This window comes from Actinomadura geliboluensis (assembly GCF_043197915.1).
GTDB classification, from domain to species: domain Bacteria; phylum Actinomycetota; class Actinomycetes; order Streptosporangiales; family Streptosporangiaceae; genus Spirillospora; species Spirillospora geliboluensis.
Genome location: NZ_JBICUA010000015.1, coordinates 147,178 through 173,099, shown reverse-complemented (window position 1 = coordinate 173,099; position 25,922 = coordinate 147,178). Strand labels below are relative to the sequence as shown.

27 protein-coding genes are annotated in these 25,922 nt (G+C 69.3%); 11 read left to right on the top strand and 16 right to left on the bottom strand.

Features of this window, described 5'->3' with window-relative positions; genetic code table 11:
• The first annotated feature begins 83 nt into the window (after positions 1–83).
• Entirely contained in the window at positions 84–794 is a 711-nt protein-coding gene (locus tag ACGFI1_RS38300) for a helix-turn-helix domain-containing protein (protein WP_138633330.1), read from the top strand.
• Here the strand turns inward: ACGFI1_RS38300 and ACGFI1_RS38295 are convergent.
• The 4 genes from ACGFI1_RS38295 to ACGFI1_RS38280 form a co-directional block, all read right to left on the bottom strand.
• Positions 776–1,354 (bottom strand): dihydrofolate reductase family protein, encoded by a 579-nt coding sequence (locus ACGFI1_RS38295; RefSeq protein ID WP_138633333.1) that lies wholly within the window; start codon positions 1,352–1,354, stop codon positions 776–778. The two genes, ACGFI1_RS38300 and ACGFI1_RS38295, sit on opposite strands and share 19 nt — an antisense overlap.
• 231 nt (positions 1,355–1,585) lie before the next feature.
• The gene (locus ACGFI1_RS38290) at positions 1,586–1,810 is read right to left on the bottom strand and encodes a helix-turn-helix domain-containing protein (RefSeq protein ID WP_387069100.1); all 225 of its coding nucleotides are present in this window, start codon (positions 1,808–1,810) and stop codon (positions 1,586–1,588) included.
• Complete coding sequence (locus tag ACGFI1_RS38285) at positions 1,810–2,424, bottom strand: DUF2975 domain-containing protein (RefSeq protein WP_392792575.1); 615 nt, start codon at positions 2,422–2,424, stop codon at positions 1,810–1,812. The genes ACGFI1_RS38290 and ACGFI1_RS38285 overlap by 1 nt, the downstream gene beginning before the upstream one ends.
• A gap of 356 nt (positions 2,425–2,780) precedes the next feature.
• On the bottom strand, positions 2,781–3,179 hold the full coding sequence (locus ACGFI1_RS38280; RefSeq protein WP_392792574.1) for an ATP-binding protein: 399 nt from the start codon (positions 3,177–3,179) through the stop codon (positions 2,781–2,783).
• Between the two features lie 135 nt (positions 3,180–3,314).
• Here ACGFI1_RS38280 and ACGFI1_RS38275 point away from each other — a divergent pair, with 135 nt between their 5' ends.
• From ACGFI1_RS38275 to ACGFI1_RS38260, 4 genes are all read left to right on the top strand, one after another.
• Positions 3,315–4,121, top strand: coding sequence for a helix-turn-helix domain-containing protein (locus ACGFI1_RS38275; RefSeq protein WP_392735335.1), 807 nt, complete (start codon positions 3,315–3,317; stop codon positions 4,119–4,121).
• Entirely contained in the window at positions 4,112–4,378 is a 267-nt protein-coding gene (locus ACGFI1_RS38270) for a DUF397 domain-containing protein (RefSeq protein ID WP_387069092.1), read from the top strand. The genes ACGFI1_RS38275 and ACGFI1_RS38270 overlap by 10 nt, the downstream gene beginning before the upstream one ends.
• A 190-nt stretch (positions 4,379–4,568) precedes the next feature.
• Positions 4,569–4,829 carry a DUF397 domain-containing protein gene (locus ACGFI1_RS38265; protein ID WP_392792573.1) on the top strand — a complete coding sequence of 87 codons (261 nt, stop codon included), beginning with the start codon at positions 4,569–4,571 and terminating at the stop codon, positions 4,827–4,829.
• Positions 4,830–5,021: 192 nt separating this feature from the next.
• The gene (locus ACGFI1_RS38260) at positions 5,022–5,282 is read left to right on the top strand and encodes a DUF397 domain-containing protein (RefSeq protein ID WP_392792571.1); all 261 of its coding nucleotides are present in this window, start codon (positions 5,022–5,024) and stop codon (positions 5,280–5,282) included.
• A gap of 237 nt (positions 5,283–5,519) precedes the next feature.
• On the opposite strand, the gene ACGFI1_RS38255 is transcribed toward ACGFI1_RS38260, so the two are convergent.
• From ACGFI1_RS38255 to ACGFI1_RS38230, 6 genes are all read right to left on the bottom strand, one after another.
• The gene (locus tag ACGFI1_RS38255) at positions 5,520–7,832 is read right to left on the bottom strand and encodes a protein kinase domain-containing protein (RefSeq protein ID WP_392792569.1); all 2,313 of its coding nucleotides are present in this window, start codon (positions 7,830–7,832) and stop codon (positions 5,520–5,522) included.
• Between the two features lie 184 nt (positions 7,833–8,016).
• On the bottom strand, positions 8,017–9,033 hold the full coding sequence (locus ACGFI1_RS38250; protein ID WP_392792567.1) for a CU044_5270 family protein: 1,017 nt from the start codon (positions 9,031–9,033) through the stop codon (positions 8,017–8,019).
• A gap of 2 nt (positions 9,034–9,035) precedes the next feature.
• On the bottom strand, positions 9,036–9,608 hold the full coding sequence (locus ACGFI1_RS38245; RefSeq protein ID WP_386874960.1) for an RNA polymerase sigma factor: 573 nt from the start codon (positions 9,606–9,608) through the stop codon (positions 9,036–9,038).
• A 216-nt stretch (positions 9,609–9,824) separates the two neighbouring features.
• Positions 9,825–10,721 carry a hypothetical protein gene (locus tag ACGFI1_RS38240; protein WP_392792566.1) on the bottom strand — a complete coding sequence of 299 codons (897 nt, stop codon included), beginning with the start codon at positions 10,719–10,721 and terminating at the stop codon, positions 9,825–9,827.
• A 234-nt stretch (positions 10,722–10,955) separates the two neighbouring features.
• On the bottom strand, positions 10,956–11,678 hold the full coding sequence (locus tag ACGFI1_RS38235; protein WP_392792565.1) for a C39 family peptidase: 723 nt from the start codon (positions 11,676–11,678) through the stop codon (positions 10,956–10,958).
• Positions 11,679–11,759: 81 nt separating this feature from the next.
• Positions 11,760–12,746 (bottom strand): alpha/beta hydrolase, encoded by a 987-nt coding sequence (locus ACGFI1_RS38230; protein WP_386874963.1) that lies wholly within the window; start codon positions 12,744–12,746, stop codon positions 11,760–11,762.
• Between the two features lie 512 nt (positions 12,747–13,258).
• Between ACGFI1_RS38230 and ACGFI1_RS38225 the strand changes: the two genes are divergently transcribed.
• Entirely contained in the window at positions 13,259–14,200 is a 942-nt protein-coding gene (locus ACGFI1_RS38225; RefSeq protein WP_386874964.1) for a helix-turn-helix domain-containing protein, read from the top strand.
• Between the two features lie 126 nt (positions 14,201–14,326).
• Here the strand turns inward: ACGFI1_RS38225 and ACGFI1_RS38220 are convergent, their stop codons facing one another.
• Positions 14,327–14,812, bottom strand: coding sequence for a hypothetical protein (locus tag ACGFI1_RS38220; protein WP_392792564.1), 486 nt, complete (start codon positions 14,810–14,812; stop codon positions 14,327–14,329).
• 226 nt (positions 14,813–15,038) lie between these two features.
• A complete protein-coding gene (locus ACGFI1_RS38215; RefSeq protein ID WP_392792563.1) occupies positions 15,039–15,668 on the bottom strand; it encodes an LUD domain-containing protein in 630 nt (209 codons plus the stop codon).
• Positions 15,669–15,818: 150 nt separating this feature from the next.
• Between ACGFI1_RS38215 and sigJ the strand changes: the two genes are divergently transcribed.
• Complete coding sequence (sigJ, locus tag ACGFI1_RS38210) at positions 15,819–16,736, top strand: RNA polymerase sigma factor SigJ (protein ID WP_392792562.1); 918 nt, start codon at positions 15,819–15,821, stop codon at positions 16,734–16,736.
• Positions 16,737–16,940: 204 nt separating this feature from the next.
• Here the strand turns inward: sigJ and ACGFI1_RS38205 are convergent, their stop codons facing one another.
• Positions 16,941–20,783, bottom strand: a complete 3,843-nt coding sequence (locus tag ACGFI1_RS38205) for a cyclic nucleotide-binding domain-containing protein (protein ID WP_392792560.1) — start codon at positions 20,781–20,783, stop codon at positions 16,941–16,943.
• Positions 20,783–21,661, bottom strand: a complete 879-nt coding sequence (locus tag ACGFI1_RS38200) for a hypothetical protein (protein ID WP_392792559.1) — start codon at positions 21,659–21,661, stop codon at positions 20,783–20,785. The genes ACGFI1_RS38205 and ACGFI1_RS38200 overlap by 1 nt, the downstream gene beginning before the upstream one ends.
• Before the next feature lie 244 nt (positions 21,662–21,905).
• Between ACGFI1_RS38200 and ACGFI1_RS38195 the strand changes: the two genes are divergently transcribed.
• On the top strand, positions 21,906–22,109 hold the full coding sequence (locus ACGFI1_RS38195; protein ID WP_138635620.1) for a hypothetical protein: 204 nt from the start codon (positions 21,906–21,908) through the stop codon (positions 22,107–22,109).
• A gap of 225 nt (positions 22,110–22,334) precedes the next feature.
• Here ACGFI1_RS38195 and ACGFI1_RS38190 read toward each other — a convergent pair whose 3' ends face one another.
• On the bottom strand, positions 22,335–22,781 hold the full coding sequence (locus ACGFI1_RS38190; RefSeq protein WP_392792557.1) for a winged helix-turn-helix transcriptional regulator: 447 nt from the start codon (positions 22,779–22,781) through the stop codon (positions 22,335–22,337).
• Between the two features lie 87 nt (positions 22,782–22,868).
• Between ACGFI1_RS38190 and ACGFI1_RS38185 the strand changes: the two genes are divergently transcribed.
• A complete protein-coding gene (locus tag ACGFI1_RS38185) occupies positions 22,869–24,077 on the top strand; it encodes an MFS transporter (protein ID WP_392792556.1) in 1,209 nt (402 codons plus the stop codon).
• On the top strand, positions 24,074–24,970 hold the full coding sequence (locus ACGFI1_RS38180) for a class I SAM-dependent methyltransferase (protein ID WP_392792555.1): 897 nt from the start codon (positions 24,074–24,076) through the stop codon (positions 24,968–24,970). The genes ACGFI1_RS38185 and ACGFI1_RS38180 overlap by 4 nt, the downstream gene beginning before the upstream one ends.
• On the opposite strand, the gene ACGFI1_RS38175 is transcribed toward ACGFI1_RS38180, so the two are convergent.
• The gene (locus ACGFI1_RS38175) at positions 24,953–25,258 is read right to left on the bottom strand and encodes an ATP-binding protein (protein ID WP_392792554.1); all 306 of its coding nucleotides are present in this window, start codon (positions 25,256–25,258) and stop codon (positions 24,953–24,955) included. The genes ACGFI1_RS38180 and ACGFI1_RS38175 overlap by 18 nt on opposite strands.
• Here ACGFI1_RS38175 and ACGFI1_RS38170 point away from each other — a divergent pair.
• Positions 25,146–25,841 carry a TetR/AcrR family transcriptional regulator C-terminal domain-containing protein gene (locus ACGFI1_RS38170; protein WP_392792553.1) on the top strand — a complete coding sequence of 232 codons (696 nt, stop codon included), beginning with the start codon at positions 25,146–25,148 and terminating at the stop codon, positions 25,839–25,841. The genes ACGFI1_RS38175 and ACGFI1_RS38170 overlap by 113 nt on opposite strands.
• Positions 25,842–25,922 lie beyond the last annotated feature (81 nt).

Sequence of the window (25,922 nt, the reverse complement as noted above, 5' to 3'; positions counted from 1 at the left end):
CGCACGGGGCAGATATGAACCTGATGTTAGCATCAACAAAGTGGCCTCCCGCGCGGGTCCGCGGTGCGGCGTATCCTTCGGCCGTGGAGCTGCGCTTCGGGACGCGCGAGTCCGATTCGCCCTGGATCGACGCCGTCTGGACCTGCACGAGCGAGCAGGTCACGGAGATGACGTCCGTCGCAGGGGTGCGCTGGGGCCTGGTGTTCTGGGAGCAGGACGGCCGCGCGCACACGACCGTCACCGGGCCCGAGACCCGGACCAGCACGGCGCCGGTGCCGGAGGGCGCGACCTTCACGGGCATCGATTTCGCGGTCGGCACCTCGCTGCGGGCCATGCCCACGCCGGCGCTGGTGGACACGGGCGTCGTGCTCCCCGACACCACCCGCCGGACGTTCCGGCTGGACGGCGCGCGCTGGGAGACGCCCGGCCCCGACGACGCCGAGGCCCTGGTCGACCGTCTCGTCCGGTCGGGGATCGTGGTCGCCGACCCGCTCGTCGCCGAGGTGCTGCGGGGGCACCGCCCGGACGTCTCGGGGCGCACGGTCGAACGCCGGTTCCGCGCCGCGACCGGGCTGACGCGCGGCGCCGTCCGGCAGATCGAGCGGGCCCGCACGGCGGCCGGGCTGCTGGCGGCCGGCGACCCGGCGGCCGCCGTCGTCGCCAAGCTCGACTACTTCGACGAGCCGCACCTGGCCCGGGCGCTGCGCACCTACGTCGGACGCACCGCCGGGCAGCTGCGCGAGGGCGGCGGAGGCGCGATCGGCCTCGCCCTGGATCAGCGCGCGACGTCGTAGACCAGCTTCAGGATCCCGTTCCGGTAGGTCTCCGACTCCCGGAGCTTCAGCATCTGCTTGTCGCGGTCGGCCCGCGCGAACACGCTCTTCCCGGCACCGAGCAGCACGGGGAAGACGAGCAGGTTGTACTGGTCGATCAGGTCCGCGTCCGCCAGCCGCCGGGCCAGTTCCGCGCTCCCGTGGATGAAGATCGCGCCGCCGTCGGACTCCTTGAGCGCGGCGACGTCCTCGGTCGAGCGCAGGATCGTCGTCGGCCCCCACCCGTCGACGAGGGCGTCGTCGCCCAGCGTGGTCGACACCACGTACTTGGGCAGTTCCTTGTAGTCGGCGTGGTCCGCCGAGCCGGGCCAGACCGGCGCGAACGCCTCGTAACTGCGGCGGCCGAACATCAGCGCCGTCGTGTCGGCGAGCTCCTCGCCCTTCAGCGACCAGGCTTCCGGAACGAACTCGAGGTCCTTGAACACCCAGCCGCCGCTGCGGTGCCCCTCCCCCGGCCCACCGCCGGGCGAGTCCACGACCCCGTCGAGCGACATGAAACCGGTGTAGACCAGCTTGCGCATAGCGTTTTCTCCTCATGTTCCGAGCCGGCTGCCGAGTTTCACACTAGGCCGCGGACATGAACCCGTCTTGGACGGAAACGACACCGGCTCCAGCCCGCCGCGACCACCGCATCGAGTTTCGCGATGCGCGAGGACAATCGTGGCGCGCCGTACTCGGAGGGTGGTGTGTCCAGTCCGCGACCGGACACATGGCCCGCCGCACCCCGCCCACGCCACAGGCGGAGGGTGGGCCTATGGGTGGTCGGAGGTGAGGAGGTCGCCGGGCTGGCAGCCGAGTTCGCGGCAGATGGCGCTGAGGGTGGTGAAACGGATGGCCTTGGCGCGATCGTTCTTGAGGATGGACAGGTTGACGACGGTCACGCCGACACGTTCGGCGAGTTCGGCCAGGGTCATGTCGCGTTCGGCCAGGAGGCGGTCGAGGTGGACCTTGATCTGGTGCGGTTCTTCGGGTGGCATCAGACCAGCCCTTGGGTGTCGGCGCGCAGCAGGGTGCCTTGGCGGAATGCCTCAGCGGCGGCGGCGACCAAGAACCCGAGGAGCAGGGTGGAGCCGGACAGCTCGTAGGTGGTCGGGACCTTGGAGGCGAGTGCCGTGCCGCTGACCAGAAGGTGGGTGGTGACGGTGTCGGCGAGCGGGACGATGGTGGCGGTGGTCAGGATGGCCAGTGCGATGACGCCCAGCCGTCGGGCGTTCTGCGTCACGAAGACGTCGCCGTATCGCAGGGTGCGCGCCATCCGGTAGAGGAGTCCCAGGATCACCAGCAGCAGCGCTGCCTGGACAAGGCCGGGAAGGACGAGCAGCAGGCGCTCGGCGAGGCCGGGGTCGGCCAGGCTCAGCTCGGCGGTGTGCGTGCCGCGCAGTCTCACACTGCCTGCCGACGCCGCCGCGGGCACCTGCGCAAGATCCTCGATTTCGACCTGACGGGTGCGGGTCGGCTCTCGCAGCCCGGTCACGCCCAGAATCGGCAAGAGCGCACCGAACAGGGCCACGAGCAGCAAGGCCAGACCTACGGTCGCTTCCAGGATGCGGCTGTCTCCCTTGCTCCAGGTCCACCAGCGCATGTCGCTCACGTCTCTGGCACCTCCTCGTCCCCAGGCTGACGCATATCGAATCTCGATATTAACGATAAACGATATGTCGCTCAAGCCGGACCAGTTCACGCCGGCGAAACCATCGCGATGGCGGCCCCGTCCGCTGCCGAGCAGCCACAACCGAGCACGCGGGTCAGGCCGTCAGGGCATATAGGTCACGGCCGTGACCGCGGTGGACGCGGCGCCGGTCCCTCAGCACCCTGCACGACCCGCCACACCCCGCCACCTTCCAGGCGACCGTCAATGCCGGCCGGCCCTGGCTCTGTGTGGCGCGGCACCGGTCTTCCCGGAGGGGGCGGAGGGGCGGACGGGAGGGAACGCCCCTCCGCTGGCCTTCAGGTGCGGTCGATGACCGCGAAGACGACCTTGCCGACATTGCCGGCCAGGGAGCGGATGCCCCAGCAGCGGGCGTACTGATCGACGATGAACAGGCCCCGGCCCGTCTCGCTCGTCGTATCGGCCGCCAGCATGTGCGGCAGGCCGCAGGCGGCGTCCTGGACCTCCATCCACAGCGCGTCGTCCTCGGTCCGGCTCAACCGCAGCACCACGTCCTCGTCCGTCTCCGACTTCGCGTGCTGAAGCGCATTGGTGACCAACTCGCTGGCCACCAGACACGGCACGAAGTCGTCCATCCCGTACTCGCCGGTGACCAGCCGCACGAACTGCCGGACCTCCGCGACGACCTTGGGATCCCGCTTCACCACCATCTCGTTCTGCGTCGCCGCCTGCCCCATGACCTCTCCTCACTGTGTGTGGCGTGCAACACACAGTGCGCTATTTTCGCGTTAAGATGTGGCTACCGCTGTGAGGTGGCAGGCAGTGGTAGGTCATCCCCCGAACTCGACAGATTCCGCCGAGAGGTAAAACCCATGCCCCCACGACGCCAACGCCCCCGTGAGTCGCCCGCCCTCGTCGCCTTCGGTCGCCAAATGCGCCGGTTGAGGGAGGCCAAAGACATCAAGCAGGAGACCATCGCTCATCTGACGAAGGTGAGCGGCCCCCAGGTCAGCCGCATCGAGAACGGAAAGAAGCGCGCAACACGGTCATTCGTGGTCGCCGTGGACGACCACCTGGAGGCAGGCGGCTCTCTCATCAGCCTGTGGGAAGACCTGAACAAGGACGGGCACCCGGTACCGATCTGGTTCGACTGGCCACAGATCGAGTCGGACGCGGTCATGCTGGTGAACTGGCAGAACTCCGTAGTCCCTGGGCTGGCCCAGACACCTGCCTACGCCTTGGCAATGCTGCGCGGCAACCAGGAAGCCGCCGACGCTCGTATCAGCCGCCAGGCCATCCTCACCAGGGACGACCCAGCCCCACCGACAGTCCTGTTCCTACTCGACGAGCACGTCCTGTACAACCTCGTCGGGACGCCGGAGACGATGCGTGAACAGCTCGAACACCTTCTAGAGCTGAGTTTGTTGCCCAACGTCACGGTTCAAGTAGTGTTGTCTAGTGGTGAGCACGAAGGCGTCCTGGGCGCCTTCGTGGTCGCGACGATGGAGGATCGGAGCGAGATCGCCTACATCGAGACAGCGATCCGAGGTATCACCACAGACAACCCCGCGGATCTGTCCAACCTCGCGAAAACTCTGGTCGAGCTCCGTTCTCAGGCGCTCACGCAGGCGATGTCGCGTGAACTGATCCGAAAGGTCATCGAGGAAAGATGGACCTGACAAACGCCAAGTGGCGCAAGAGCAGCCACAGCGGTTCCAACGGCGGTAACTGCGTCGAACTGACAGGGCTCTCCTGGCTAAAGAGCAGCTACAGCGGTCCCAACGGCGGTGAGTGCGTCGAGCTAGCGGACGTGGCTGGAGCGGTCGGTGCGTCGGTGGTGGCGGTGCGGGACAGCAAGGACCCGGACGGCCCCGTCCTCCTACTGACCCGCGCAGCCCTCCGCACAGCCGTCCAATCCGCCACCAACACCCACTGACCACCCGGCACCACCACCCCGCCGCCCTCCTTGAGTAGCGGCGAGTCGTCGCATCGCCTGCCCGGACGACCCGCCGCACCTCACCCTTCGCCACAGGCGAGACCCGAGCCCGTCCACCTCCCCCAGAGGCAACCCCAGCCGAACGGACACGCTCGCTGACAAGCTCAACCACGCGTCCGACACTGGCCCCATGCCCCTGGAAAACGTCAACTGGCGCCGCAGCACTTACAGTGCCTCCAACGGCGGCGACTGCGTCGAACTGGCGAGCATCCCCGACACCCACTGGCGCAAGAGCACCTACACCACCTCCAACGGCGGCAATTGCGTCGAGTTGGCCGCCGTCACCGGCGCGATCGCCGTCCGCGACAGCAAAGACCCGGACGGCCCCGTCCTCCTACTGACCCGCGCAGCCCTCCGCACAGCCCTCCAATCCACCACCGACACCCACTGACCACCCGGCACCACCACCCTGCTGGGCCCCCTTGAGTAGCGGCGAGTCGTCGCATCGCCCGCCCCGGACGACCCGCCGCACCTCACCCATCGCCACAGGCGGAGCCCAAGCCCGTCCACCTTCCCCAGGGGCAACCCCAACCGGACGGACACGCCCGCTGACAAGCTCGACCGCGCGTCCGACACTGGCTCCATGTCTCTGAAAGACCTCAACTGGCGCCGAAGTGCCCACAGTGGCGAGAACGGCGGCGACTGCGTCGAGCTGGCGAGCGTTCCCGACACCCACTGGCGCAAGAGCACCCACACCGGCTCCAACGGCGGCAATTGCGTCGAGTTGGCCGCCGTCACCGGCGCGGTCGCCGTCCGCGACAGCAAGGACCCGGACGGCCCCGTCCTCCTACTGACCCGCGCAGCCCTCCGCACAGCCGTCCAATCCGCCACCGACATTCACTGACCACCCGGCACTACCACCCCGCTGGCCCCCTTGAGTAGCGGCGAGTCGCATGTCCCGTCCCACATCCCGGACGGGCCGCTGCCCCCCGCCCCTCTCACAGGCGAAACCGAGCCGGCGAGTGCGCACCACGTCCGGGTCAGGTTCGGTATCGATGCTCCGCACCCATGCGTCACTCCAGCGCATCAGCTCCGAGAAGGGCGTCCTGACGACCGCCTCGGACATTCCCGGACCGCGGGTTCAGGGCCCGCCGCCGGTGGCGGCGTCGATCGCTTCGAGTTTGTCCTCGTTGAGGACGTAGAGAACGCCGGAAGCGACGACGATGCCGCTTCTGACGTCCGAGTCCCGTGTCCAGCGCTGGTGCCCCGTTCGCGCGTCGAAGGCGATGAGCGTGTTGTCGTCCGGCCGGAAGGAGCGGTCCTTGTGGGAGGCCACATAGACCGTGCGCCCCTCGACCCCGGCGAAACCCGCTCCCGAGTCGAGGCGCTTGTGCCATAGGCGCCGGCCGGTCTGGACGTCGATCGCCGCCAGCGAAGTTCGCTCAACGGTGTGGATGTAGCGGGTATAGCTGTCGTTCCAGTCAACGTAGGCCACGCCGCCCGTGACGAAGAGGCGCCCAGAGGTCTCATCCGAGATGGGGGACTTCCAGAGTTGACGCCCGTCCGAACCTCGGAAGGCGTAGAGAGTGCCGTCTTCGAGCACGTATAGATCCGAGCCCGCCGTGGTCATCTCGGGGTCGTCGACATCATTCGCACCGTCCGGGCTCGGCAGTGCGACGTCCCAGCGACGGCGGCCCGTGTCCGCGGCATATGCGCGGATCCGATACCCGTCTTCGGCCTTGGTGGCCGTGTAGACGTTCGAGTCGCCGGCCGTGAAGGTCGCCACCCGTTCGGTCGTCGCGCGCCAGCCTTCGCCGGATTCGGCCGCCAAGAAGACCAGGACGTTCTCGTCCTCGTCCTTGCCGGACGTGACCGCGATGATGCCTCGCTCGGTGACCCCTATGTCGGATGTGCAGGCACTGGCGCGGAGCGTCTTGCTCCAGATCCGGGCTCCGGTGGCGGTTTCGACGGCCGACACGCGCGCGCCGTCCTGCCGGTCGCTCTTGTCGATCACCAGGATGAGGCCCGAAGAGCCGGGCCGGGTCGCGCAGCCGTCCGGATCCATCGGGATCCGCCAGAGCCGATTCCCCGACCGCGGATCGAGGGCGCTCAGCCGCGTCGGGCTCCAGACGACGAGCACGGCGCCGTGACGGCCGACCACCACTTCTCTCTCGCCTGCCTTAGACTCCCAGCGCCGCCTGCCCGTCCGCGCGTCATGGGCGGCGGTCCCGTCCTTCTTACCGATGTAGACCAGCCCGTCGGAGACGACGGCGGCTCCGACCGCGTCATCGACGGACCACGGCCGGAAACCTCCATCCCGCCCCGAGCCGCCCAGATCCAGCACGGTGAAGACGATCGTGCCCAGCAGCGCCGCGAGCGCCAGCATCGTCCAACCACGTCGCCGGGACCGCCGGGACGTGCGGACGATCGCCTCAGGAGGGCGGGGCCGTGAAGCGGCGGGCCTCGGCTCGGGGGCCGGCTGGAGCGGCGGCTCGGTCTCGATCTCCGGGTCCGGCTCGGGTCTCCGCCTCGGTTCCGGCTCCGGTTCCGGCTGCGGCTCCGGGGCGGGTTTCGGGCCGGTGTACGACGAGATCCTGGTGGCGTACTCGTCGATCAGCGTGCGCTGCGGCCCGGCCGTCCAGTCGACCGGGCCCTCCGCGACCGAGTCGGCCAGTTCAGCGAGGATCTCGTCCGGTACGGGGCGCATGGACGGCTCTTTGGCCAGGCAGCGGCCGATGAGGTCGCGCCGCTCCGCCGGGACGGGGGCCAGGTCGGGTTCCTGTGTCAACACGCGGTGCAGGACCGCCGGGAGGTCACCGGACCCGAAGGGCGGGTGGCCGGTGGCGGCGAAGTACAGCACGCCGCCCAACGAGAACACGTCGCTCGCGGGGCCGATCTCCCCGCCGTGGACCTGTTCCGGCGACATGTAGGCGGGTGTGCCGACGAACCCGCCGGTCGTCTCGGTGCCGTCCGCCGCCCGCACGATCCCGAAGTCGATCACCCGGGGCCCGTCCTCGGCGAGCAGGATGTTGGACGGCTTGAGGTCCCGGTGGACCAGCCCGGCCGTATGAACGGCCTTGAGCGCCTCCGCGAGCGCCGCCGCCAGCGCCGTGACCGTCCGCCGGGGCAAGGGCCCGCGCGTGCGGACGACGGCGTCGAGTGCGGGACCCGCCACGTGCGCTGTCGCGAGCCATGCGGGGCGGCCGTCGGTATCGGCGTCGATGACGGGGGCCGTATAGAAGCCGCTGACCGCTCTGGCGGCCTCGACCTCGCGCCGGAAGCGCCGCAGGAAGCCGGGGGCGTCGGTGAGGTGAGTGTGGATGACCTTTACCGCGACGAGCCGTCCCCCGGGAGAACGTGCCAGGTAGACGAGGCCCATACCGCCCGCGCCGAGCCGGGCCAGCAACTCGTAGGAGGCGATGCGGGCGGGATCCGACGGCGCTAACGGCTCCATTCAAGGGAGCCTTCTGCAGACGTGCGCCGCATGCAACCCATTAGCCGCCTTGACCCCGTCACCGATCCGGTCTCCGACATCCGCACGGCCTGGGACGGCGTCTGGACGGCCGCGATCACGCGGCCGTCCAGACCCGGCTCACCAGTTCCTGCGGCTCGTCATCCAAGGGCGCTCGCGTGGACGGTCAGGGCAGGGTGGGGATCCTCGGGGCGCTGTCGGTCCAGCCGGCCTGGAGGTACAGGGTCTTGTCGACCTCGCCGGGGACATTGGCAGTGGTGCGCGACAGGCTCAGCACGAAGGAGGACTCCGGGTCGATGACCAGGGTGTCGGCCACCTCGCGCATGACCCGCACGTGCAGCCCGACTCCCTTGCGTCCGCGCTCGTCGGTCACCGCGCCCACGGCCGTGACCCCGGGCATGGCGGCGAGCATCCGGTAGGTGGCGGCGCGAACCTTCGGGGGCACGGGGACGGAGCTGAGCAGATCGGTCGCGCAGTTCTTCACGACCTCGTCCGGTGTGCCCCCCGCGGTGGGGTGGTCGCGCGGGATCGCCCGCTTCAGCGCGCTCCTCAGCTCGCCGGGGTCGGTCGGCAGCGCCTGGACCTGCTTGAACGTCATGCCCCTGTCGCAGACCAGGAAGGTCTTCGTCCCGGTGTCCTTGTCGAGCGTGGGGCGGATCGGGTTCGGGTCGGGCGAGCCGGCCCGCCGGAAGGGGGCCGCGTCCTTGGGGGACATGGGCACGGGGTCGAGTCCTCGGGTTCCCGTCCAGGACCGGCCGTCCGGGCGGCTCCACTGCCCGATCAGCTGGCGTCCGTACGACCAGTAGTCTTCCTTCTCGTTCCAGAAGGCGCTCGACTGCACCCTCAGGACATGCCAGTACTTGCCGCCGGCCGGGGCGGTCTCGGCGTGCTCGGCGGCGGTGAGGAGCACGGTCTTCGCCGACATCGGCTGCACGGCGGCCGGCCCGTGGCCGGGATCGGGCGCACGCGGGGTCGTCCCGGACGACAGGACGACCGTCCCCGTGACGGCGGCGGCGGTGGCGGCCAGGCCGAAGCCGCTCCACAGGGCGGGACGGCGCCAGACGCGGCGCGCGGGCCGCTGCGCCCCGCGCATCCCGTTGAGGACCTGGTGGCGGACGGCCGCCTCGGTCTCCGGCGTGGGCGGCTCGTCCAGCATCGTGGCGATCATCTGGAACTCGTCCATGGTCACAGTCCTTCCGTGTGGGCGGGCAGTCCGGCGCGCAACTTCTTGCGCGCCCGGTTCAGGCGGGAGCCGACGGTGCCGTACGGGATGCCGAGGACGTCGGCGATCTCCTCGTGGGTGAGCTGGGCCAGGGCCTTGAGCAGCACGACGTCGCGGTCCTTGCGGGACAGCGAGGCGAGCGCACGGGCCAGCGCGGGCTGGAGCCGCGCCGCGGACACCGAGGCCGCGACCCGGTCGTCGTGGCCGCCGGGGTCGCGGTCCACCCCGACCTGCGCGAACGCCCGGTAGCGCCGGGTCTCGGTGCGGCGGTGCCGGGCGACGAGGTTGGTCGCGATGCCGAACAGCCAGGGCCGGACGGACCCGCGGGACGGGTCGAAGGCGGCGCGGCTGCGGAAGGCGGCGAGGAAGGTCTCGGCCACGACGTCGTCGGCCGCCTGCGGGCCGAGGCGCCCGGCGATGTAGCGGTGGACATCGGCGTAATGCCGGTCGTAGACGGCGGCGAAGTGGTCGCCGTCGCGGACGGAAGCGGCGAGCAGTTCCGCGTCCGTCGGAGCCGTGTCGGGCGGGGCGGTCATGCTGCCGCCCCTTCCGTGGGGTCCGGCATGGGCACCTCCGGGTGGATGGTCGTCACCCGTACTTCGCTCGCTTCCCGGATCGCTTTCACGCGGGCCCGGTCACGCAGGCGGGGCCCCTCAGCACCCGAAGAGAGCGGTTGGAGCGTGAAGGCTGGTCCGCTCCTGGACGTGTGGATCTATCAGCCGCTGCCGGAACGGCGCGTTGTGATCGTCACGTCAGCCCGAGGGGACGCACAGGAGCAATTCCTGGGCACGGCGGTCGAACCATTCCAGGAGACTGTCGCCGTGCGAGGAGCCGTCCTGGTCATGTGTCACGACCAACGGGTCCGGGGACGGTCGCCCGTTGCCGAGGTCGTAGTAATACCCCTCGGCGGCCTCATCGCAGTGCCCTAGATAGATGCATCGGTCGAACACTCCCGCGCGGAGATCCGCGAGCTGCCAGTCCTCCTCTTCCTCCTCTTCCTCGTCCACGTCTTCTTCATAGAACTCGGCATTGCGCTCCCGCAGCAGGTCGCCGAGGGTTTCGCCGCCGGAGTCGGTGAACTGCAAATGGGACTCAGGGGACCTCAGCACGGTGTGCACCCCGGCCAGCGCCTGGATTGCGGCGGGAACGGATACGTCCAGCACCGAAATGGGAGGCGAGTCCGGCGGGAACGGCCTCTCTCCCCACATCACCTCCAGCCGGGCTCCCTCTTCGGCTCGCGAGAGCAGCGCATCCAGGCTCCTCGGCGCCGACGAGGAGGCCCGTCGGCCGAAGCATCGCAGGAATAGGTAGGCGAGTGAGAACTCACCCGACGCTTCCACTAGCGCCAGCCCGAAAATCTCCCGCCGGACGGCGGCCAGGAATTGCGGACACCGCTCGGCGACCGGAAGCCACACGCGGCTCAGCGCCTCGTCGAGGCCGTAAGAGGCGGATATACCCCAGGGGTTCGGGGAGAACGGGACGTCACCGCGCCCACCGAGGAGCAGCAATCCCCGCAGCACTACCTCCCTCTCCCCCAAATGAGGCGCGTGGCCCCGAAGCACCGCTGCGATGGCGTCCGGATCGCTGCTCGCGACCGCCTCAAGCTCTCGCTGCGTACGGAGGAGCCGATTCTGCCCAGTTGTCGTCACAGGGCCCGAGAATAGTCATGGAAGGGTCGGAATCGAATGCCTGGCCGCCTCCGGCAGCGCTGCCGGAGGCGGCACGATTTGTGGGCAGGTGGGTGTTTCCCCGCGCCGCCGACGCCCGGTCGGGTGCGGGAGCGGCGCCGCCCGGGTGGGCTCCGCGGCCGGAGATCACGACCTTCCCCGCCACCGCGGTCCCGCCGGTCGGAAGGCCGGGCGGCGAGACCGCGCGTCACCAGGTCAGGCCGAGTAGCCCTTCGGTGGGATCAGCGTCGCGAGCTGGTTGAACGAGAGCCAGTAGATCTGGTAGCCCCCGAACGAGGCGGGGTCGGCGATGAGGACGGTGCGCTGCACGTCGTCGTAGCCGATCACGGTGAAGTAGTGGTAGATCGTCTGGTCGGACGGGTAGCCGGGCGGCTGGTTGCCGGGCGGGGCCACGATGTTCGCGACGATCGGATAGTTGTTGTCGATGTCGAGCACGACGTCCCGCCACAGCAGGTCGCGCTGCGCCTGCGTGGGCGGGTCGTCGGGCATCTCCTTGGTCTCGTACCAGCCCGTTCCGAGCCGGGCGTTGAGCACCCATGTCACCTGGCTGATGTGGTCCGTGCCGTTCTGCGTGGTGCCCAGTTCGGCGGCCAGGGTCGCCTGGCTCGGCGGCGCGACACGCGCGGAGAGGGCGATGCGGGTGGCTGCGGGCCCGCACCAGTAGCCGGTCTCCTGGACCTGGTAGTCGATCTCCAGCGTGCGGACGGCGGTGGTCCGCGCGGGCTCGACGTGCAGCCGGGTTCCTGGCCTGTTCTGGCCGGCGACCAGGGCCGTTCCGGCGGAGGTCGCATGGCCGGCCACGATCACCGGGGCCGGGGACGGGGGATCCTGCGCGGCGGCCGGTCCGGCCAGGCCGGTGAGGACGGCGGCGGTCGCGACGGCGGTACCTATGGCGGGTGGGATGAGTCTCCTGCGCATCGGGGCTCCTGGGGCGGGCGTCGTGTGGGGATCACGAGGAGGGGCGGGGGAGCAGGGACCGGGACGTCCGGGAACGACTGGTCACGCTTTGCGGAGCCGACCGATGATGCCGTCGAGGTCGAGGCGGAACATGCCCTCGCGGAGGACGTGGCCGCCCGGCTCCTCATGCCATTCGTGGGGGATGCCGGCGTCGCCGAGGCGGGCGCGGAACTCCCGCTGGCCGGCGAGCACCTGGGTCTCGTTGACATAGTCGGCCCAGTTCACCGGGTCGGGGCTGGTCCCGGCGACCAGGAAGATCCGCTTGTTGAGGTAGCTGGGGATGCGTTCCACGGGGTTGTCCGCGGTGACCCTGGCCTCATCCCACAGCGGCGCCCCGTACACGGTGCCGCCCGCGAGGTCGGCGACCGCGGAGCTGACGTTCGCCCAGTGCACGACGAGGCCCGCGTCGCGGCGCAGGCTCGCGGGGCCGGAGTGGGCGCTGACGGACGCGAAGTGGCCGTAGTACTTCGCCGCGTACTTCAGCGCGCCGAAGCCGCCCATGGAGAAGCCGGAGACCGCGCGTCCGTTGTACTCGGCGTAGGTGCGGAAGTTCGCGTCGATCCAGGGCAGGAGCTGGGCGATGTGGAACGTCTCCCAGTTGCGGGGGCCGACGTTGGAGGAGACGGGGTTGCTGTACCAGCCGGCGTGCCCCCCGTCGGGCATGACGATGATGATGGGCTTGCCGACGGTGATGGGACGGATGCCCCATCGGTCGAAGGCGATGAAGTCCTGGTCGAGGCCGCCGCCGTGGAACAGGTACAAGACGGGGTAGCGCCGCCCGCTCGAGTAGTCGCTGGGAAGGAGGACATTGACCCCGGGGTTCCATCCGATCGCGTCAGTGGCGAAACGGTAGTACTTCATGCGGGGGTCGCTCTCGTTGCGTTCGACGATCCGCAGGCCGAACCCGTCACCGGCCGCGTGGGCGGCGGTGGCGGATCCGATGACTCCCGCGCCGCCGAGCGCGGCCGCGGCGGTCACGCCGCCGGCGGTCTTCAGCACCTGCCGGCGGGACATGTTCGATTGGCTCACCCGAACCTCCTGGTGGGGGATTTCCTTGCTCCGGTCGGAAGAAGATCGGTTTGGCGGAACTCCGGAAGTCGCGCCCCGGAGGCGACCGCGAAGAATCCAGGGATGCGGCCGCCGCGGCCGGTCGGACGACTCGTGCGTGCTCCCCCGGAATGGCCGTCCGGTCCGGGAATGAGAGGCGGACCGGCGATGGCGACGGCCCGCGGACACGTGCCGCCGGGTGCGCGGAGCCGCGGCCGGGAGCGGCGGACCTCGGCAGCGGAGGTGCCCCGGGCAGCGGAGACGGCGCCCCGGCAGGACGCGCGCGGATCCGCCGCCTCGGGGCTCTTTCGGCCGCGGTTCCGCGTCGGCACTCGGGAGACGAATCAGCACGCAGCGGATGGTAAGGGCCTGGGAAACAGAAGGCGGCGGAGGTATTCGGGCCCAGTCGAAATCCCCTCGTGACCGCCGCTCTTTAATCTTGGGCGATGGGCGGCGTCCTGCGCATTCACTTCAGTGACCGCGATTTTCGGCACGTGCAGCTCGCGAGATCCGCCGATCCGATATGGGAGGCGTTCCTCGGGCTCCACGTCCTCACCACGTCCCTGGCCCGGCTGCCCCGGCGGCTGCACCCGTGGCGGCGCCGAGCGGTGGAACGGCTGCGGGACGACGACCTGCGCGCGGCGTCCCGGCTGCTCCGGGACCTGGCGCCCGCCGACGCCGCGTATTTTCCCGACTTTCTGACCCCCACCGAGTCGGAGGAGGGGATGGCGGCCGCCTTGCGGACGCTGCGCGCCACGCCCGGCGCCCGGCTGGCCCGCGAACTGCGCGAGGCGGCCCGCCATCGGACGCTCCCCGGCTGGACCCGGCGGCTCGCCTCGGGCGACCGCGCCCTGCTCGACCAGGTCGCGGACGCCGTCCTGCACTTCCACACCCGGCTGATCGCACCGGACTGGAGCGAGGTCGAGGCCACCGTCGCCACCGACTGGGAGCGGCGGATGGAGGCGCTGGAGGGCGGCCCGGTGGCGATGCTGGAGACGCTGGCACCGTTCGTGTGGCGAGACCCCGTCCTCACCGCGCCGTACCCGGTGAACGCCGAACTGCGCCTGAACGGACGCGGCGTCCGGCTGATCCCGTCCTTCTTCTGCCACACCGCGCCGATCGCCATCGCCGACCCCAGCCTGCCGCCGGTCGTGGTCTACCCGATCCGCGGCGAGCCCCGGGAGTCCGGCACCGCCACCCGCCACGCTGACGCCCTCGCCGCCCTGCTGGGCAGCGGCCGGGCCCGTGTGCTCAGCGCCCTGACCGTCAGGTTCACGACGGGGGCCGTCGCCGTCCGCCTGGGCATGCCCGCGTCCACGGTGAGCGGTCACCTGAAGGTGCTGCGGGACGCGGGCCTGGTCCACAGCGAGCGGGACGGCACCCATGTCAGGCACCGCCTGACCAGCCGGGGCCGGCACCTCCTGATGCCTCCCTGAGAGCCCGGGGAGGGGAGTCACTTCCCTAGCCCCTGGCGTCGGCCAGCCTGTAGCGCAGCGCGCCGACGGCATCCACAGCTTGGGGCGCCGGCGGCCTCCCATCGTGGGGCGGTGAGGCCGCGGTGTTCATCGGCTGGGGCGGCGGCCTGGGGTTGGGAAGACTTTGTGGGCGCGTTGTGGGGGGAGCTGCCAGATTTGCTGGAGTTCCTCTTCGGTGAGCGGCTCTGTGCGGATCACCGGGTCCGGTGCGGGGAGGGTGCAGCGGCCGTCCACGTGCATGCTGCCGTAGACGATGTAGGGGCAGCGGCCCGGTGATTGGTAGCCGTGGCCGCGGGGGCTCACCTCGACGACCGCGTCGCACCACTGGCAGCGGCACCACCATTCCCAGTGGACCGACAGGTCGAAGGGTTCGAGGGGGATGAATCCGACGCGCCGCACGGCGGCGGCCACGTCCTCGGGTACCGACGGGTCGGACAGGTAGCGCTGGCCGCGCTCCCATTCCGTCCGGACGGCGGTGGCCGCGGCCATGTAGGGCTCGCCGGTGGCGGCCTGGCGGCGGCGGATGCGGCGCTGCAGGTTGCGGGAAGGGCGACGATGGGGGTCGGCGGTCACGACGTCCTCCGGCGGAGTCCTACGCGCACCGCTGGACGGCATGGGCTCGGGTACCACGCGTCGTCCGAGGACGCTTCGTCGTCGGCGCACCAGCGGCGTAGGCGCTCAGTGCTCAGACGGGCAGGCGTGGCTTGCCCGGGCAGGAGGATACCGTCCTGTGACCGCACCGCGCTGGAGAGTAACCAAAAACCGGTCCCTCGCGCTGGTCGGAGGGACCGGTCCCGGTTCAGAAGCCGATGGCTTCGCGGAGCAGCAGCACGATGCCGCGCCCCGGCTCGGGTTCGGCGTTGAGGATGAGGACGCGGTTGAGGGCGCTGGGCTGCCCGTAGACGCCCATGGCCCGCTGGTTCTCAAGCGGGAGGCAGTGGTCCTCGACTCGGCGCAGCGCCGTGTCCAGGTCGGGCACGACCTTCTGCGCTCCGACGATCCAGATCGCGCGCATCGCGGCGCCCGAGTAACCGGCCAGCTGGCTTCCGCTGGCCGAGCCGGCGACGAGGGATCCGGTCTCGGTGACCGCGGCGACGCTGCCCACGATGACGTCGGGGCAGGCGATCATCCGCCACATCTCGTTCAGCTGGGTGGCACGGTCCATGGTCCTGCTGCGCGCCTTGACGGACGCGTACCGCCCGCTGCCGTTGATGTCCTCGTCGATCCCGGACAGGCGGAGGGTCTCGCTGGCCCCGGTGAACACGTCGGCGCCCTCGGGAATCAGCTCCTTGACGCGCTCACGCGCCGCGGCGGCGTCATCGAGGATCTCGACGGTGAAACCGTGCGCGGTCAGTGCGGCGGCCGCCCGTTCCAAGCGCTGCGTGGGCGCCGGGACGGTGAACGGTGCTTCCGGCGTTGAGGTGGTCATGGTCTTCGTGAGCCTCCGGGTGATGTGCTGGTCTCGGTGGTTCGACAACGTGGCCGTCCGGAATGTGAGGCGGCGGGCCGGCCTCACATTCCGGGGCGCCGTCTTGTCGGACAGGTGAGGACGGAAGCGACCGAGGGAGCCGCCGGCACCATGACCACCCGAGGGGAGGACCCGCTCGACCCGGGTCTGGACGCGATCATGAGAGAGCGGCGCCAGCTGATCAATCTCGCGTACCGGCTGCTCGGATCGGTGGCCGAGGCCGAGGACGCCGTCCAGGAGACCTACGCCCGCTGGTACGCCATGTCGCGGGAGCAGCAGGACGCCATCCAGTCGCCGGGCGCCTGGCTGACGACGGTCGCGAGCCGCATCTGCCTCAACGTGCTCAACTCGGCGCGCGCGCGGCGCGAGACCTACGTGGGCGAGTGGATCCCCGAGCCGCTCCCCGAACGCGCGGAGTGGACCGGCGGCGTCCCCGCCGACCCGGCCGACCGGATCACCCTGGACGAGTCGGTCAACCTGGCCTTCCTGGTCGTGCTCGAATCGATGACTCCGGCGGAGCGCGTCGCGTTCATCCTGCACGACGTCTTCTGCCACTCCTTTGCCGAAGTCGCCGAGATCGTCGGCCGCACGCCGGCGGCCTGCCGCCAGCTGGCCTCGTCGGCGCGCCGCCGCATCCGCAATGCGCAGGCCCCCGCGAGGACGACCGCCCAGCGCGCCGAGGTTGTCAGGGACTTCAAGCGGGCGTGGGAGGCCAAGGACATCGACGCCCTCATCGGCCTGCTCGACCCGGACGCCACGGCGATCGCCGACGGCGGCGGCCAAGCCGTCGCCTTCCTGGACCCCATCGAAGGCGGCGAGCCGATCGCGCACGCTTGGGTCGAACTGGCCAACCTGAGGCCCGCCAACATGGCGCTCTTGGAACGCACGGTGAACGGTCAGCCTGGCCTAGTGGCTCAGGAGGACGGCGTCACCGTGACGGTGTTCGCGTTCGACGTCGTCGGCGACCGCATCAAGCACATCTGGGTAATGCGCAACCCCGAAAAGCTCCGCCACTGGACGGCAGGCTGAGGACGGCTTCGTCCCATCGGGCATCATGCTCAGTGCAGGATCTGCGACACCACTGGCGACTTCGCTACTACGAGGAGCGGGGCTGTCCGTCCGTCCCCAGACCGGAGCATGAACGGTTGTCGGAACAATGACGACCACTACGTGGACGTCAAGCAAGTAGGCGGGTGACAAGATCTGAGTCGGGCGCGGTTCCCTAGTCGCCGGTCAGCACTCCAGAGCCGGTGCCGGATGGCTGGTCTGGCTTTCTGTTGCTGGACGTACGCCACTGCCCAATAGAACACCGCCCGCCGGCATCGTGAACCGTTGCGGACATCCGGACAAGTAGATCCAGCCTTTGATGCGTGTTCCCTTCACATCCCAACTGACGGATTCGTATTCATCGGCGTTTACATGGCCGGGATTGTGTGCGATGACGGTGTCATAGGTCAGCCCTGACGCGATGACGCCTAGGTCGGCCCCCGTCGCGGCGAGTCTTTGCCTCAGTGGTGCGGCGTCGAGGAGCCGGGCCGCGTTGATGATCGTCCAGCCGGAGACACCCGGTGGATCGGGCAGCACGGGTCCGACGTCGACCGCGACCCTGAGCTGGATGCGGGCCGCGCTGGCAGACCGCCGGTTGTGACGACGCAGACGCATTTCAAGGGAAGCGATGACCGGGTCGACGACCGTAGCGCTGGGGACCTCGGCCGGCACGACGATCAATGCCCCATCGCCGCGATCCTCGCTGTAGCACGATTCCCAGGGAATCCGCGCCTCCTCGAACGACTCACGCAGGGCGGCGAACATGGCACGCCGCATCTCGATCCTGCTCTTCTCGTCGCGGCTGCGGGAGCTGAAGCCAGTGATATCAGTGAACACGATGGTGCAGTGCTGGTGTGCCGGCGCCGGACCGGAGGATGCGGCCGGAGTAAAGGCCATCGACGGGGTCTGCTGCGCGAGAGGCGATGACTGCATGCTCCCTCCAGACAGCAACGAAGGAGTGCGGACGGACGGCTCCCCCATGGAAACCAAACCACTAGCGCTTGGGGTGCCTCCGGCAGGAGTGGTGAGGATGCTCGCCAATGCGTCTGTGTCGTAAAGGCTGCTCCGTCGAGATGGTGTCATGGCTCTGACCAACGACGCCGGATGGGGCGGGGCGTACTGTGACGCCTCCCCGTCCAACCCTGCGGCCGTCCATTGTGCACCTTGCTGCTGGAGCGGCTCCTCGGTAAGCCGCTCGTACATCTCGCCTTCCAATACGCCCACCACGCGGGGATGTGCGCTCAAGTAGCCGACGAACTGTTGCGTGGTCAGGCCGAGCACGTGCAGCGGCTCCATCGCGACGATGGTCGCCGACCGCCGCCGCAGTAGCAGGGCGGCGCGCTCGCCGACGATGTCGCCGCGGCCTCGGAAGGCGATGATCCGTTCGCGCCCGTCCCGCTCCACGCAGACGCGCACCGATCCGGATTTGATCACGATGGCGTGGTCGGCGACATCGTCTTCCTCCCACAGCACCGTCCCGGCCGGATGCACGGCTTCCTGCGCGATCGCGAGAAGGTCGGCTCTCTCAACACTAGTGAGGGCACTCCAGAACCCGGGCCGCTGGGAGGAGGAGCCCTCTTGGGCTGGAGCCGCGGGACCGGCGGTCGCAGGGGCGCCGCGTCGCCTGTCGCTGCGTTGCCTGTCATCGGACTTGAGACGTCGCCATGCCGCCTCCCAGGCGGCGATACGGGGTGGCGCCACATCACATGCTCGCAGGAATGTCTCGAGTGCCCCCTTACTGGGCATCCGCCGCGCGGCGAGAAAGTCGGCGATGGTTGAACGGCGCAGGGGGAACGGGGAATCCTTGGTGACCGCCTCTAGGCGGCGATATGAGGGGCTACCCGCGCCTGCGTGCACCCTTTTGAGTGCGGCGGCGAATGCAGCAGGGGTAGCGACCGAATCCAGATCCGACTCCCACATCTCGGAGCATGTTCTACCCGCATCCGCAGCCTGGCCGTGTGCCCGTTCGCTGCTCTCAGGAACGGCAGGGGCCTTGAGACGTGGGCCGTTCAGCGAGAAGCGCGGACGGCCAGGTCGGTCGTTGATCTCGTGCGGACGCCCGGTTGGATAGGCCAGCCAGCCCGCCGGCCGGCCGCTGACCGTGACTGGGGAGGCATTGGAGAAGTACGGCCCGGCTCGCAACTCGGAATGGATGTGGTCGGACGTGATGACCGCCAAGTCCGCTCGCGGCGTACTGTCGGCACGCGCGATCTCGAGCAGCTGCATCAACTGCATCAGCTGCCGATTGGGCCGTTCGTCCTGACCGGTGCGCCCCGCTCCATGGAGAGCAAGGGTGATTCTCACGTGGTCGGCGGCGGAACGGACACTGTTGAAGCGGCCCACCAGCCCGACGAGGTCCTCTACCAGTTCGTGCAGTTCGGAGCTTTGCCAGATCGGTGCCTGCACCACGACCAGCAAACCGCTCTCACCGGTCTCGTACGTCGTCGGGTTCCAGATGCGCGCTGCGGCTGCCAACGCTTGATGGATCATCGCGTAGAGCACGCTCGCCACATCGGCTTCGCCGCCGGAGGGGTAACGACGCAGGAACCCGTCCCGACCCTGGGCCTCCTTGTAGTTCAACTCCACTGCCAGCAGCAGTGATCGTTGTCGCTGGAGCACACGTCCGGAAGACGACTCGGCCGGCAGCGTCCGAGGCATCGACCGCGTTCGTTTGCTCCTCAACCCGCAATCGCCGGGCTCGGCCAGCAGTGCGAGATCAGCCAACAAGTCGCTTCCAGCAGCCTCCGGCATGTTCACCCAGCCCGCTCGGACCGGCAAGGTATGAGCGCTGGAGGTTCGCAACCGGGTCGCGACGGCTGGCAAAATGCTGGCCGCCTCCCATTGGGGGAGAGCCGAGATGGCGAAAACGGCGTATCCGTTGCGTTCAAAGCATCGCGGCTCCTGCAACACCACGCCCGTCGCGAACGCGGCGGACTGCAGTGCGTACATCACCGCCGCCCAGGAGCGTTGCGGAAAAGACTCTCCGTCGTCGAGGGAATCCACACACATGATGAACACCCCGGACGACACCAGCGCCTGGCCGGCTTGCGGATCAGTCGATGCTCCGAGGTTTCGCTCGATCTCGTGGACGTGGTCCCGCACGGGAGAGGAGCCTGGACCGCTTACTCCTCCCCCTTCAAGACCGCTCGACCTTCCGACATAGACCCAGACGGCCGTTGAAAGCTCTCGGAGATAGGTCCGGCGGAACATCTTCGGACTCATACCGATGTCATACCGGGACTCTTGGATCCGCCGAAAGATCCAGTCAGGAAGGATCATCGCCAGGCCCGCCGACGGCGACAGGTCCAAGAACCGATCGAATTCCTTCGCCCCGAGGAGGCGCCTGGTGAAGATCGGAGCCGGGCTGTTCGCCTCGAAACCAAGAGCGGCCATGCCCGCATGCAGCGTGACCTTCAACTGGGATGGCCTCTCCTGGCCAGTGTTGTAGGCGGCCAGTTTCTGTTCGAGCAGCTTGACCACATCCCCGACCAAGGAGACATCTGCCAGCGTGATCGGCAAGAGGAAAGCGTCAGCGTCATTGAGCGCCGTCCAATACCAGCGCAAAGGATGCGATGCGGTCATGGCATCGGTGACCAGCTTGAGGAGGTGATAGCGGTCGGCAAGTGGTTCTTCTCGACAAAAGGACACCACGAGCGTGAAGCCGCCGCGCTGCTCACGTGGCTTCATCGCGCCGATCATGGTCTCGATGATGTCATCGCCGTACTCGGCGTTCGGGAACCGCTCTGGTACTGCGAGCATCGCGGACTCAACGGCTCCGGATCCTGCGGGTGGTAGTTCACCGGCATCCGCGGAGGAACCGGAAGATTGCTCCTGCATGATCTGTTCGGCTTCCTCCGGAGCGGTCATAGACCTGATTCGGCGGGCCGCGGGAGTGCCGAGCGAGGAAGTCTCAAGAAGCATGCGGAACTGATCGTCCACCTGCCCCGCCTCATTGGCCTCCGCCGGCCTGTCGTCCGGTTGGGATTCGGGAACATCGGTCGGGGCTTCGAAGTCATCCTGTCCAGCCATCAGCACTGCCCTTCCCCTCCGCCAGGCCGTGGATCCCTTCCACCTGCTTGCTTCTTACGAAGCCTGGCCAACGCTCCCTCAAGCCGCTTCTCCGTTATTCCTGCTCGCTCGGCGGCTTCTTTCATTGTAAATCCTGCGGCGTAATATGCAAGAGCATTTTTTATCTGCGGGTCCACGGGTCCCAGCGCCCGAGCAAGCCTGTCCTGGGTCACCGCCTGCAAGGCCGGGTCGGCGCTCCGGCCATCCGACAGAGCCTTGATGTGCTCGTCTTCAAGCGACACCATCCGCCGACGATTTTCATTCCACTTGCGATAGATGGCCGGAAACTGGAGAGCACAGGCATTGACGAAGTATGTGGCGAGAGAAGCCCCTTTTTCAGGAGCCCACCTTCGCTGCTCGAAGACGCTCTTCCTGAACACCGGCAACGCATCGGAGATCATGTCCTGGGCGATCTCGTCGCGGTCCATGTCCGACCAATCCAGGAAGGAGATCTCATCGCCGACCGGCCGATGCAGTCTGCTGCACTTGGCGAAGATCCGGCCGTCGCGCAACAACGCCTTGAGCACAGGACGCGCGTACCGCACCAACTGCTGCAGGAGATAAGCCTCGCGAGGGCCGCCAACCCCCTCTTCGATCACCATCGTGACCATCAGGTGGTCGGCCTTCAGCCGTTCGGCCTTGGAAATTGGTGCGGGTTGCCCCGATGCCTCCGGTACCAGCTCCGCCTCGGCATCGGCGATCAACTCTTGAGTCAGGTCGAGGTCGATGGCCAACTCAGCCTCGTCTTGGGGCACCTCCACCTCGTGGTCCTGGCCCGTCGCAGAACCCGTCCCGGGCGGGACGTGCGGCCCTGGCGATTCATCCTGCACCGTGGACATGCCACGCCTCCGTCCCGTCGCGGCTCTTGAGGGTTACTACCGTGCACGACGACATAGGACGGCAACGCAGGTTTCCCCTCGCGCCATCACCAGGTTTTTTGGGGCGTCCCTCACGCAACAGCCTTGAGCTGGGAGAACACCACCCAGATCAGTTCACTCGATCAACGCGAGGGGAAACGGGACGGATGGGCCTATGCCTTGGCGTCCACCACTTCAGCCCCTCTCTCAAGGAGAGTGCGACATCATGGCTCAGCGTCCCAACTCCGATCAGGGGCCGGCTCTACTCACCATCCGCAGCGCGCTGATCTTCCTCCTGGCCGCGCTCGTCGCGGTCGCAGTCTGCCTGCTCACCTACGCGACACGCCGTTCCGTCCCCGAGGCCCTCATCGCCGGCGGTGCCGCCGGGGGCGCAGCGATCGGACTGTTCAACTCAGTGATCAGTTCCTGAAGGAGGCGTCGGACGAGTCGAACCTAGACGCCCGGTTCGTCCGGTCGAGCAACTGGTCATCTGCACGTGATGTCGCAAGAAGGGCGGACACATCAGTCCGTCCTTCTTGCGTTGTTCTCCCGGTCCCTCTGTGCGAGCCGAGTTGCCGCCCGGCGGCCGCCACCTTGGCCAACCCGCGCCTAGGCAGAGCAGTACTCAGCGAGACAGCGGGCTGAGGACGGTCGGTTAGTGGGGCTTCTGTACGTGGGTGGTGTCGGCGTCTAGGACGGTGCCGTCGGTGCTGGTCGGGGTGAGTTCCGGTACGGGGTCGCCGTGCTGGTCTACGAGGGTTGAGTGGGCCTCGCCGGGGGCGAAGGCGTGGCGTTCTCCCCACTGCCGCAGGGTGAGGACGACGGGGAAGAGGTCGCGGCCTGCGTCGGTGAGGACGTACTCCTGGCGGCGGCCGGACGGCGCGGTGCGCTGGTCGAGGAGCCCGTGGGCGGTGAGCTTGCGCAGGCGGTCCGTGAGGATGTTGCGGGCTATGCCGGTGCGTCGCTGGAACTCGGTGAACGAGCGTGCCCCGTCCATCGCGTCGCGGACGATGAGCAGGCTCCACCTGTCGCCGACGAGGTCGAGCGTGCGCGCGACAGGGCAGGTGGGGTCCGTCCAGTCGACGTCCTGAGCGCGCCCCATGACCCCTCCCGATTGGTTGCGGATTGAAACCATCATGCCGTACGGTCCGATTGGTTGCAATTTGCTACTAATCAGCTTGGAGGGGCGATGGGCGTGTGGCGGCGGTTGCTGCTCGCGGTGGTGTGCGGTGTCGCGGTGGCGAGCATCTACGCAGCGCAGCCGGTTCTGGAGCCGATGGGACGCGATCTCGGTGTGCCAGCACGGCACACCGGGTGGATCATCGCGGTCGGGCAGGTCGGTTACCTGGCGGGGCTCGTGCTGCTGGTGCCGCTCGGCGATGTGGTCGACAGGCGCCGGCTCATCGCCGTGCACCTTGCGCTCACCGCCCTCGGCATGATCGTCACGGCCTCGGCGCCGGCCGCATGGGTCGCGTTCGCGGGGCTCGCGGCGGCCGGGGTGTTCGCGGTCGTGGTGCAGACGACCGTGGCCTACGCCGCGTCCGTCTCGCCGCCCGGCGAGCGCGGACGGACCATCGGCGTCGTGACCTCCGGCGTCGTGGTCGGCATCCTGGGCGCGCGGGTCGTCACCGGCATGCTCGCCGAGGTGTGGAGCTGGCGGAGCGTCTACGCCGTGCTCGCGGTGCTGTCGCTCGGGCTCGCGGGCCTGGTCCTTGCCGTTCTACCGGCGGAAGAGCGTCGCGATCGGACGGGGTACGGGCAGGCCGTCGTCTCGCTCGGCGGGCTGTTCGGGCAGCGCGTCTTCCTGACCCGCGGGCTCATCGCGTTCTTCCTGTTCGCCTCGTTCGGAAGCCTGTGGAGCGGGCTGTCCCTGCCGCTGGCGGGCGGGCCGTGGCACCTGAGCGAGAGCCAGATCGGCCTGTTCGGCGTCGCCGGGCTGGCGGGCGCGCTCGGCGCGGCACGTGCGGGCAGGGGGGCGGACGCGGGACGGGCGGCACCGGTCACCGTTCTGGCGCTCGTCCTGCTGATCGTCTCGTGGGCGGCGATCGGGCAACTGCCGTGGTCGCTGTGGCTCCTCGGCGTCGGAATCGTGGTCCTCGACTTCGCGGTCCAGGCCGTGCACGTGAGCAACCAGCACGTCCTGACCGCCTCGTATCCAGATCGCACCAGCAGCGCCATCGGCGGCTACATGGTCTTCTACTCGCTCGGCTCCGCCTTGGGCGCGGCCGCGACCACCGCCGTCTTCGCCTCCCACGGCTGGACGGGCTCCAGCCTCCTCGGCGCCGCTTTCGCAACGTGCGCGCTGGTCGCCTGGACATCCGCCAGGCGTCCACACGTGCCGCGCGTTGCTCGTGAGCGCGTTGAGGTGCGACCGTTGCGGCGAGGGGGTGTGCGATGAAGTCGGGCGGAGCCAGCCGGACGGCGGTCTTCGTGTGCCAGGGGCGCGCGGTGGCGGACGGCAGGCTGGCCGCGGGGCGGTTCAGCGATCCGGTGGCAAGGCGACTGCTCCGGCCGGACGAGCTGGAGCCGGTCGAGGCGGCGCGGGACGAGGCCGCCGCCGAGCGGGCCGGCGGCCGGGAGCGGTGGGCGGTGGAGTCCGTCCGCGCCTGCGCCGAGGTCGTGGTCCCCCGCACGGTGGTGATCGACGAGGCGGTGACCCGCGCCGTGACGGACCGGAACGGCATGCAGGTGGTCCTGCTCGGCGCCGGGCTGGACGGCAGGCCGTGGCGCCTGCCCGCCTTGGCGGCCGCGACGGTGTTCTGCGTCGATCACCCCGCCACGCAGGCCGACGCCCGCGAGCGTGCCGCCGGGCTGACGCCGGTGGCGGGACGGCTGGTGTTCGCCCCGGTCGACCTGACCACCGAGCCGCTGGACGCCGCCCTCGAGGCCACCGGGCATGACCGGGCGGCGCCGACCGTCTGGGTCTGGGAGGGAGTCGTGCCCTACCTGCGCGAGCCCGAGGTCGCCGCGACGGCGACCGCGCTGGCGGGACGGTCGGCGCCCGGCAGCGTCCTGCTGGTGAACTACCAGGTGCCTTCGCTGACGGCCGCGCTCGGCCGAGGCGTGCTCAACCTCGTCGCCCGTGCCGGCCGCGTCGAGACGGCCACGGCGGACGAGCCGTGGCGCTCGGCATGGAGGCCCGCCGAGATGGCCGGCCTCCTGGCGGCGCGGGGCTTCGCCGTCGAGAGGGACGCCGACCTGCTGCGCCTCGCCCGTGAGATCGGATCGCCCGCCGCGCACAGCCGGTCGCTGCGCAACGGCCGGGTGGCCGTGTCAAGGATGCGGGGGTAGCAGGGCGCGGAAGGTCGTGCCGGTGTCCGGGGTCGTGCGAACCTCCACGTGGCCGCCGTCGGCCCGGACCGGGGAGTCGACGATGGCGAGGCCCCGGCCCGCGCCGCCGCCTCTGTTGGCGCGGGCACGGGCCTCGTCCGCGCGGACGGATAGGGTGCGTCCGGAGGACCGAGTTATGACCCTGCCGAGTAATACCGACGATCTGCCCCGAATTCCGTTGAGTCGGAGGCGGGTGCTGCGCGGCGCGGTGCGGCTGGCCGACCGGGACGGCGTCGACTCGCTCACCATGCGCAAGCTCGCGCAGGAGGTCGGGGCGGAGGCGATGTCGCTCTACCACCACGTCGCCAACAAGGAGGCCGTGTTCGACGGCCTGGCGGAGATGGTCCTCGAAGAGGTCATGGAGGCCGTGGGCAAGGTCGAAGCGCCCGACCCGGCGGAGGACTGGCGCGCGGCCCTGCGGGCGCGGGTCCTCGCGGCCCGGGAGGTGCTGCTGCGCCACCGGTGGGCTCCGCAGTTGCTCGCGACCCGCACGAATCCGCTCGTCATCGCCTACTACGACCAGGTCGTCGGCATCTTGCGGGCGGGCGGGTTCTCCTTTGATCTCGCGCACCGCGCGCTGCACGTCCTGGGCAGCCGCGCCCTTGGCTTCACGCAGGAGTTGTTCCAGCCGGACGCCGCCCAAGGCGTGGACGCCGAGGCCGCCATGGCGGAGATGGGCGACCGGTTCCCCAACATCGTCGGGATGCTGGCGGACGCCGTCCACGACGATCCGGACGGCACGCTGGGCTTCTGCGACGACCAGTTCGAGTTCGAGTTCGCGCTGGACCTGATCCTGGAAGGGCTGGAGCGGCGCCGCGCCGCCGGTTCGTAACGCCGACCGAGTGACCTCCATCGGGTGACCCTTTCTTCAGCGAGCCCCTTGACTCTCTTACGGCGTACGTTAGCCTTACAG

Bases quoted from the DNA above. Each gene is read 5' to 3' on its own strand.
- ACGFI1_RS38295 (WP_138633333.1), bottom strand. From the start codon at position 1,354: ATGCGCAAGCTGGTCTACACCGGTTTCATGTCGCTCGACGGGGTCGTG.
- ACGFI1_RS38290 (WP_387069100.1), bottom strand. From the start codon at position 1,810: ATGCCACCCGAAGAACCGCACCAGATCAAGGTCCACCTCGACCGCCTC.
- ACGFI1_RS38280 (WP_392792574.1), bottom strand. From the start codon at position 3,179: ATGGGGCAGGCGGCGACGCAGAACGAGATGGTGGTGAAGCGGGATCCC.
- ACGFI1_RS38275 (WP_392735335.1), top strand. From the start codon at position 3,315: ATGCCCCCACGACGCCAACGCCCCCGTGAGTCGCCCGCCCTCGTCGCC.
- ACGFI1_RS38270 (WP_387069092.1), top strand. From the start codon at position 4,112: ATGGACCTGACAAACGCCAAGTGGCGCAAGAGCAGCCACAGCGGTTCC.
- ACGFI1_RS38265 (WP_392792573.1), top strand. From the start codon at position 4,569: ATGCCCCTGGAAAACGTCAACTGGCGCCGCAGCACTTACAGTGCCTCC.
- ACGFI1_RS38260 (WP_392792571.1), top strand. From the start codon at position 5,022: ATGTCTCTGAAAGACCTCAACTGGCGCCGAAGTGCCCACAGTGGCGAG.
- ACGFI1_RS38255 (WP_392792569.1), bottom strand. From the start codon at position 7,832: ATGGAGCCGTTAGCGCCGTCGGATCCCGCCCGCATCGCCTCCTACGAG.
- ACGFI1_RS38250 (WP_392792567.1), bottom strand. From the start codon at position 9,033: ATGGACGAGTTCCAGATGATCGCCACGATGCTGGACGAGCCGCCCACG.
- ACGFI1_RS38245 (WP_386874960.1), bottom strand. From the start codon at position 9,608: ATGACCGCCCCGCCCGACACGGCTCCGACGGACGCGGAACTGCTCGCC.
- ACGFI1_RS38235 (WP_392792565.1), bottom strand. From the start codon at position 11,678: ATGCGCAGGAGACTCATCCCACCCGCCATAGGTACCGCCGTCGCGACC.
- ACGFI1_RS38215 (WP_392792563.1), bottom strand. From the start codon at position 15,668: ATGACCACCTCAACGCCGGAAGCACCGTTCACCGTCCCGGCGCCCACG.
- sigJ (WP_392792562.1), top strand. From the start codon at position 15,819: ATGACCACCCGAGGGGAGGACCCGCTCGACCCGGGTCTGGACGCGATC.
- ACGFI1_RS38205 (WP_392792560.1), bottom strand. From the start codon at position 20,783: ATGGCTGGACAGGATGACTTCGAAGCCCCGACCGATGTTCCCGAATCC.
- ACGFI1_RS38200 (WP_392792559.1), bottom strand. From the start codon at position 21,661: ATGTCCACGGTGCAGGATGAATCGCCAGGGCCGCACGTCCCGCCCGGG.
- ACGFI1_RS38195 (WP_138635620.1), top strand. From the start codon at position 21,906: ATGGCTCAGCGTCCCAACTCCGATCAGGGGCCGGCTCTACTCACCATC.
- ACGFI1_RS38190 (WP_392792557.1), bottom strand. From the start codon at position 22,781: ATGGGGCGCGCTCAGGACGTCGACTGGACGGACCCCACCTGCCCTGTC.
- ACGFI1_RS38185 (WP_392792556.1), top strand. From the start codon at position 22,869: ATGGGCGTGTGGCGGCGGTTGCTGCTCGCGGTGGTGTGCGGTGTCGCG.
- ACGFI1_RS38180 (WP_392792555.1), top strand. From the start codon at position 24,074: ATGAAGTCGGGCGGAGCCAGCCGGACGGCGGTCTTCGTGTGCCAGGGG.
- ACGFI1_RS38170 (WP_392792553.1), top strand. From the start codon at position 25,146: ATGACCCTGCCGAGTAATACCGACGATCTGCCCCGAATTCCGTTGAGT.
- ACGFI1_RS38175 (WP_392792554.1), bottom strand. From the start codon at position 25,258: ATGGTGAGCGAGTCGACGCCGTCCCGGTCGGCCAGCCGCACCGCGCCG.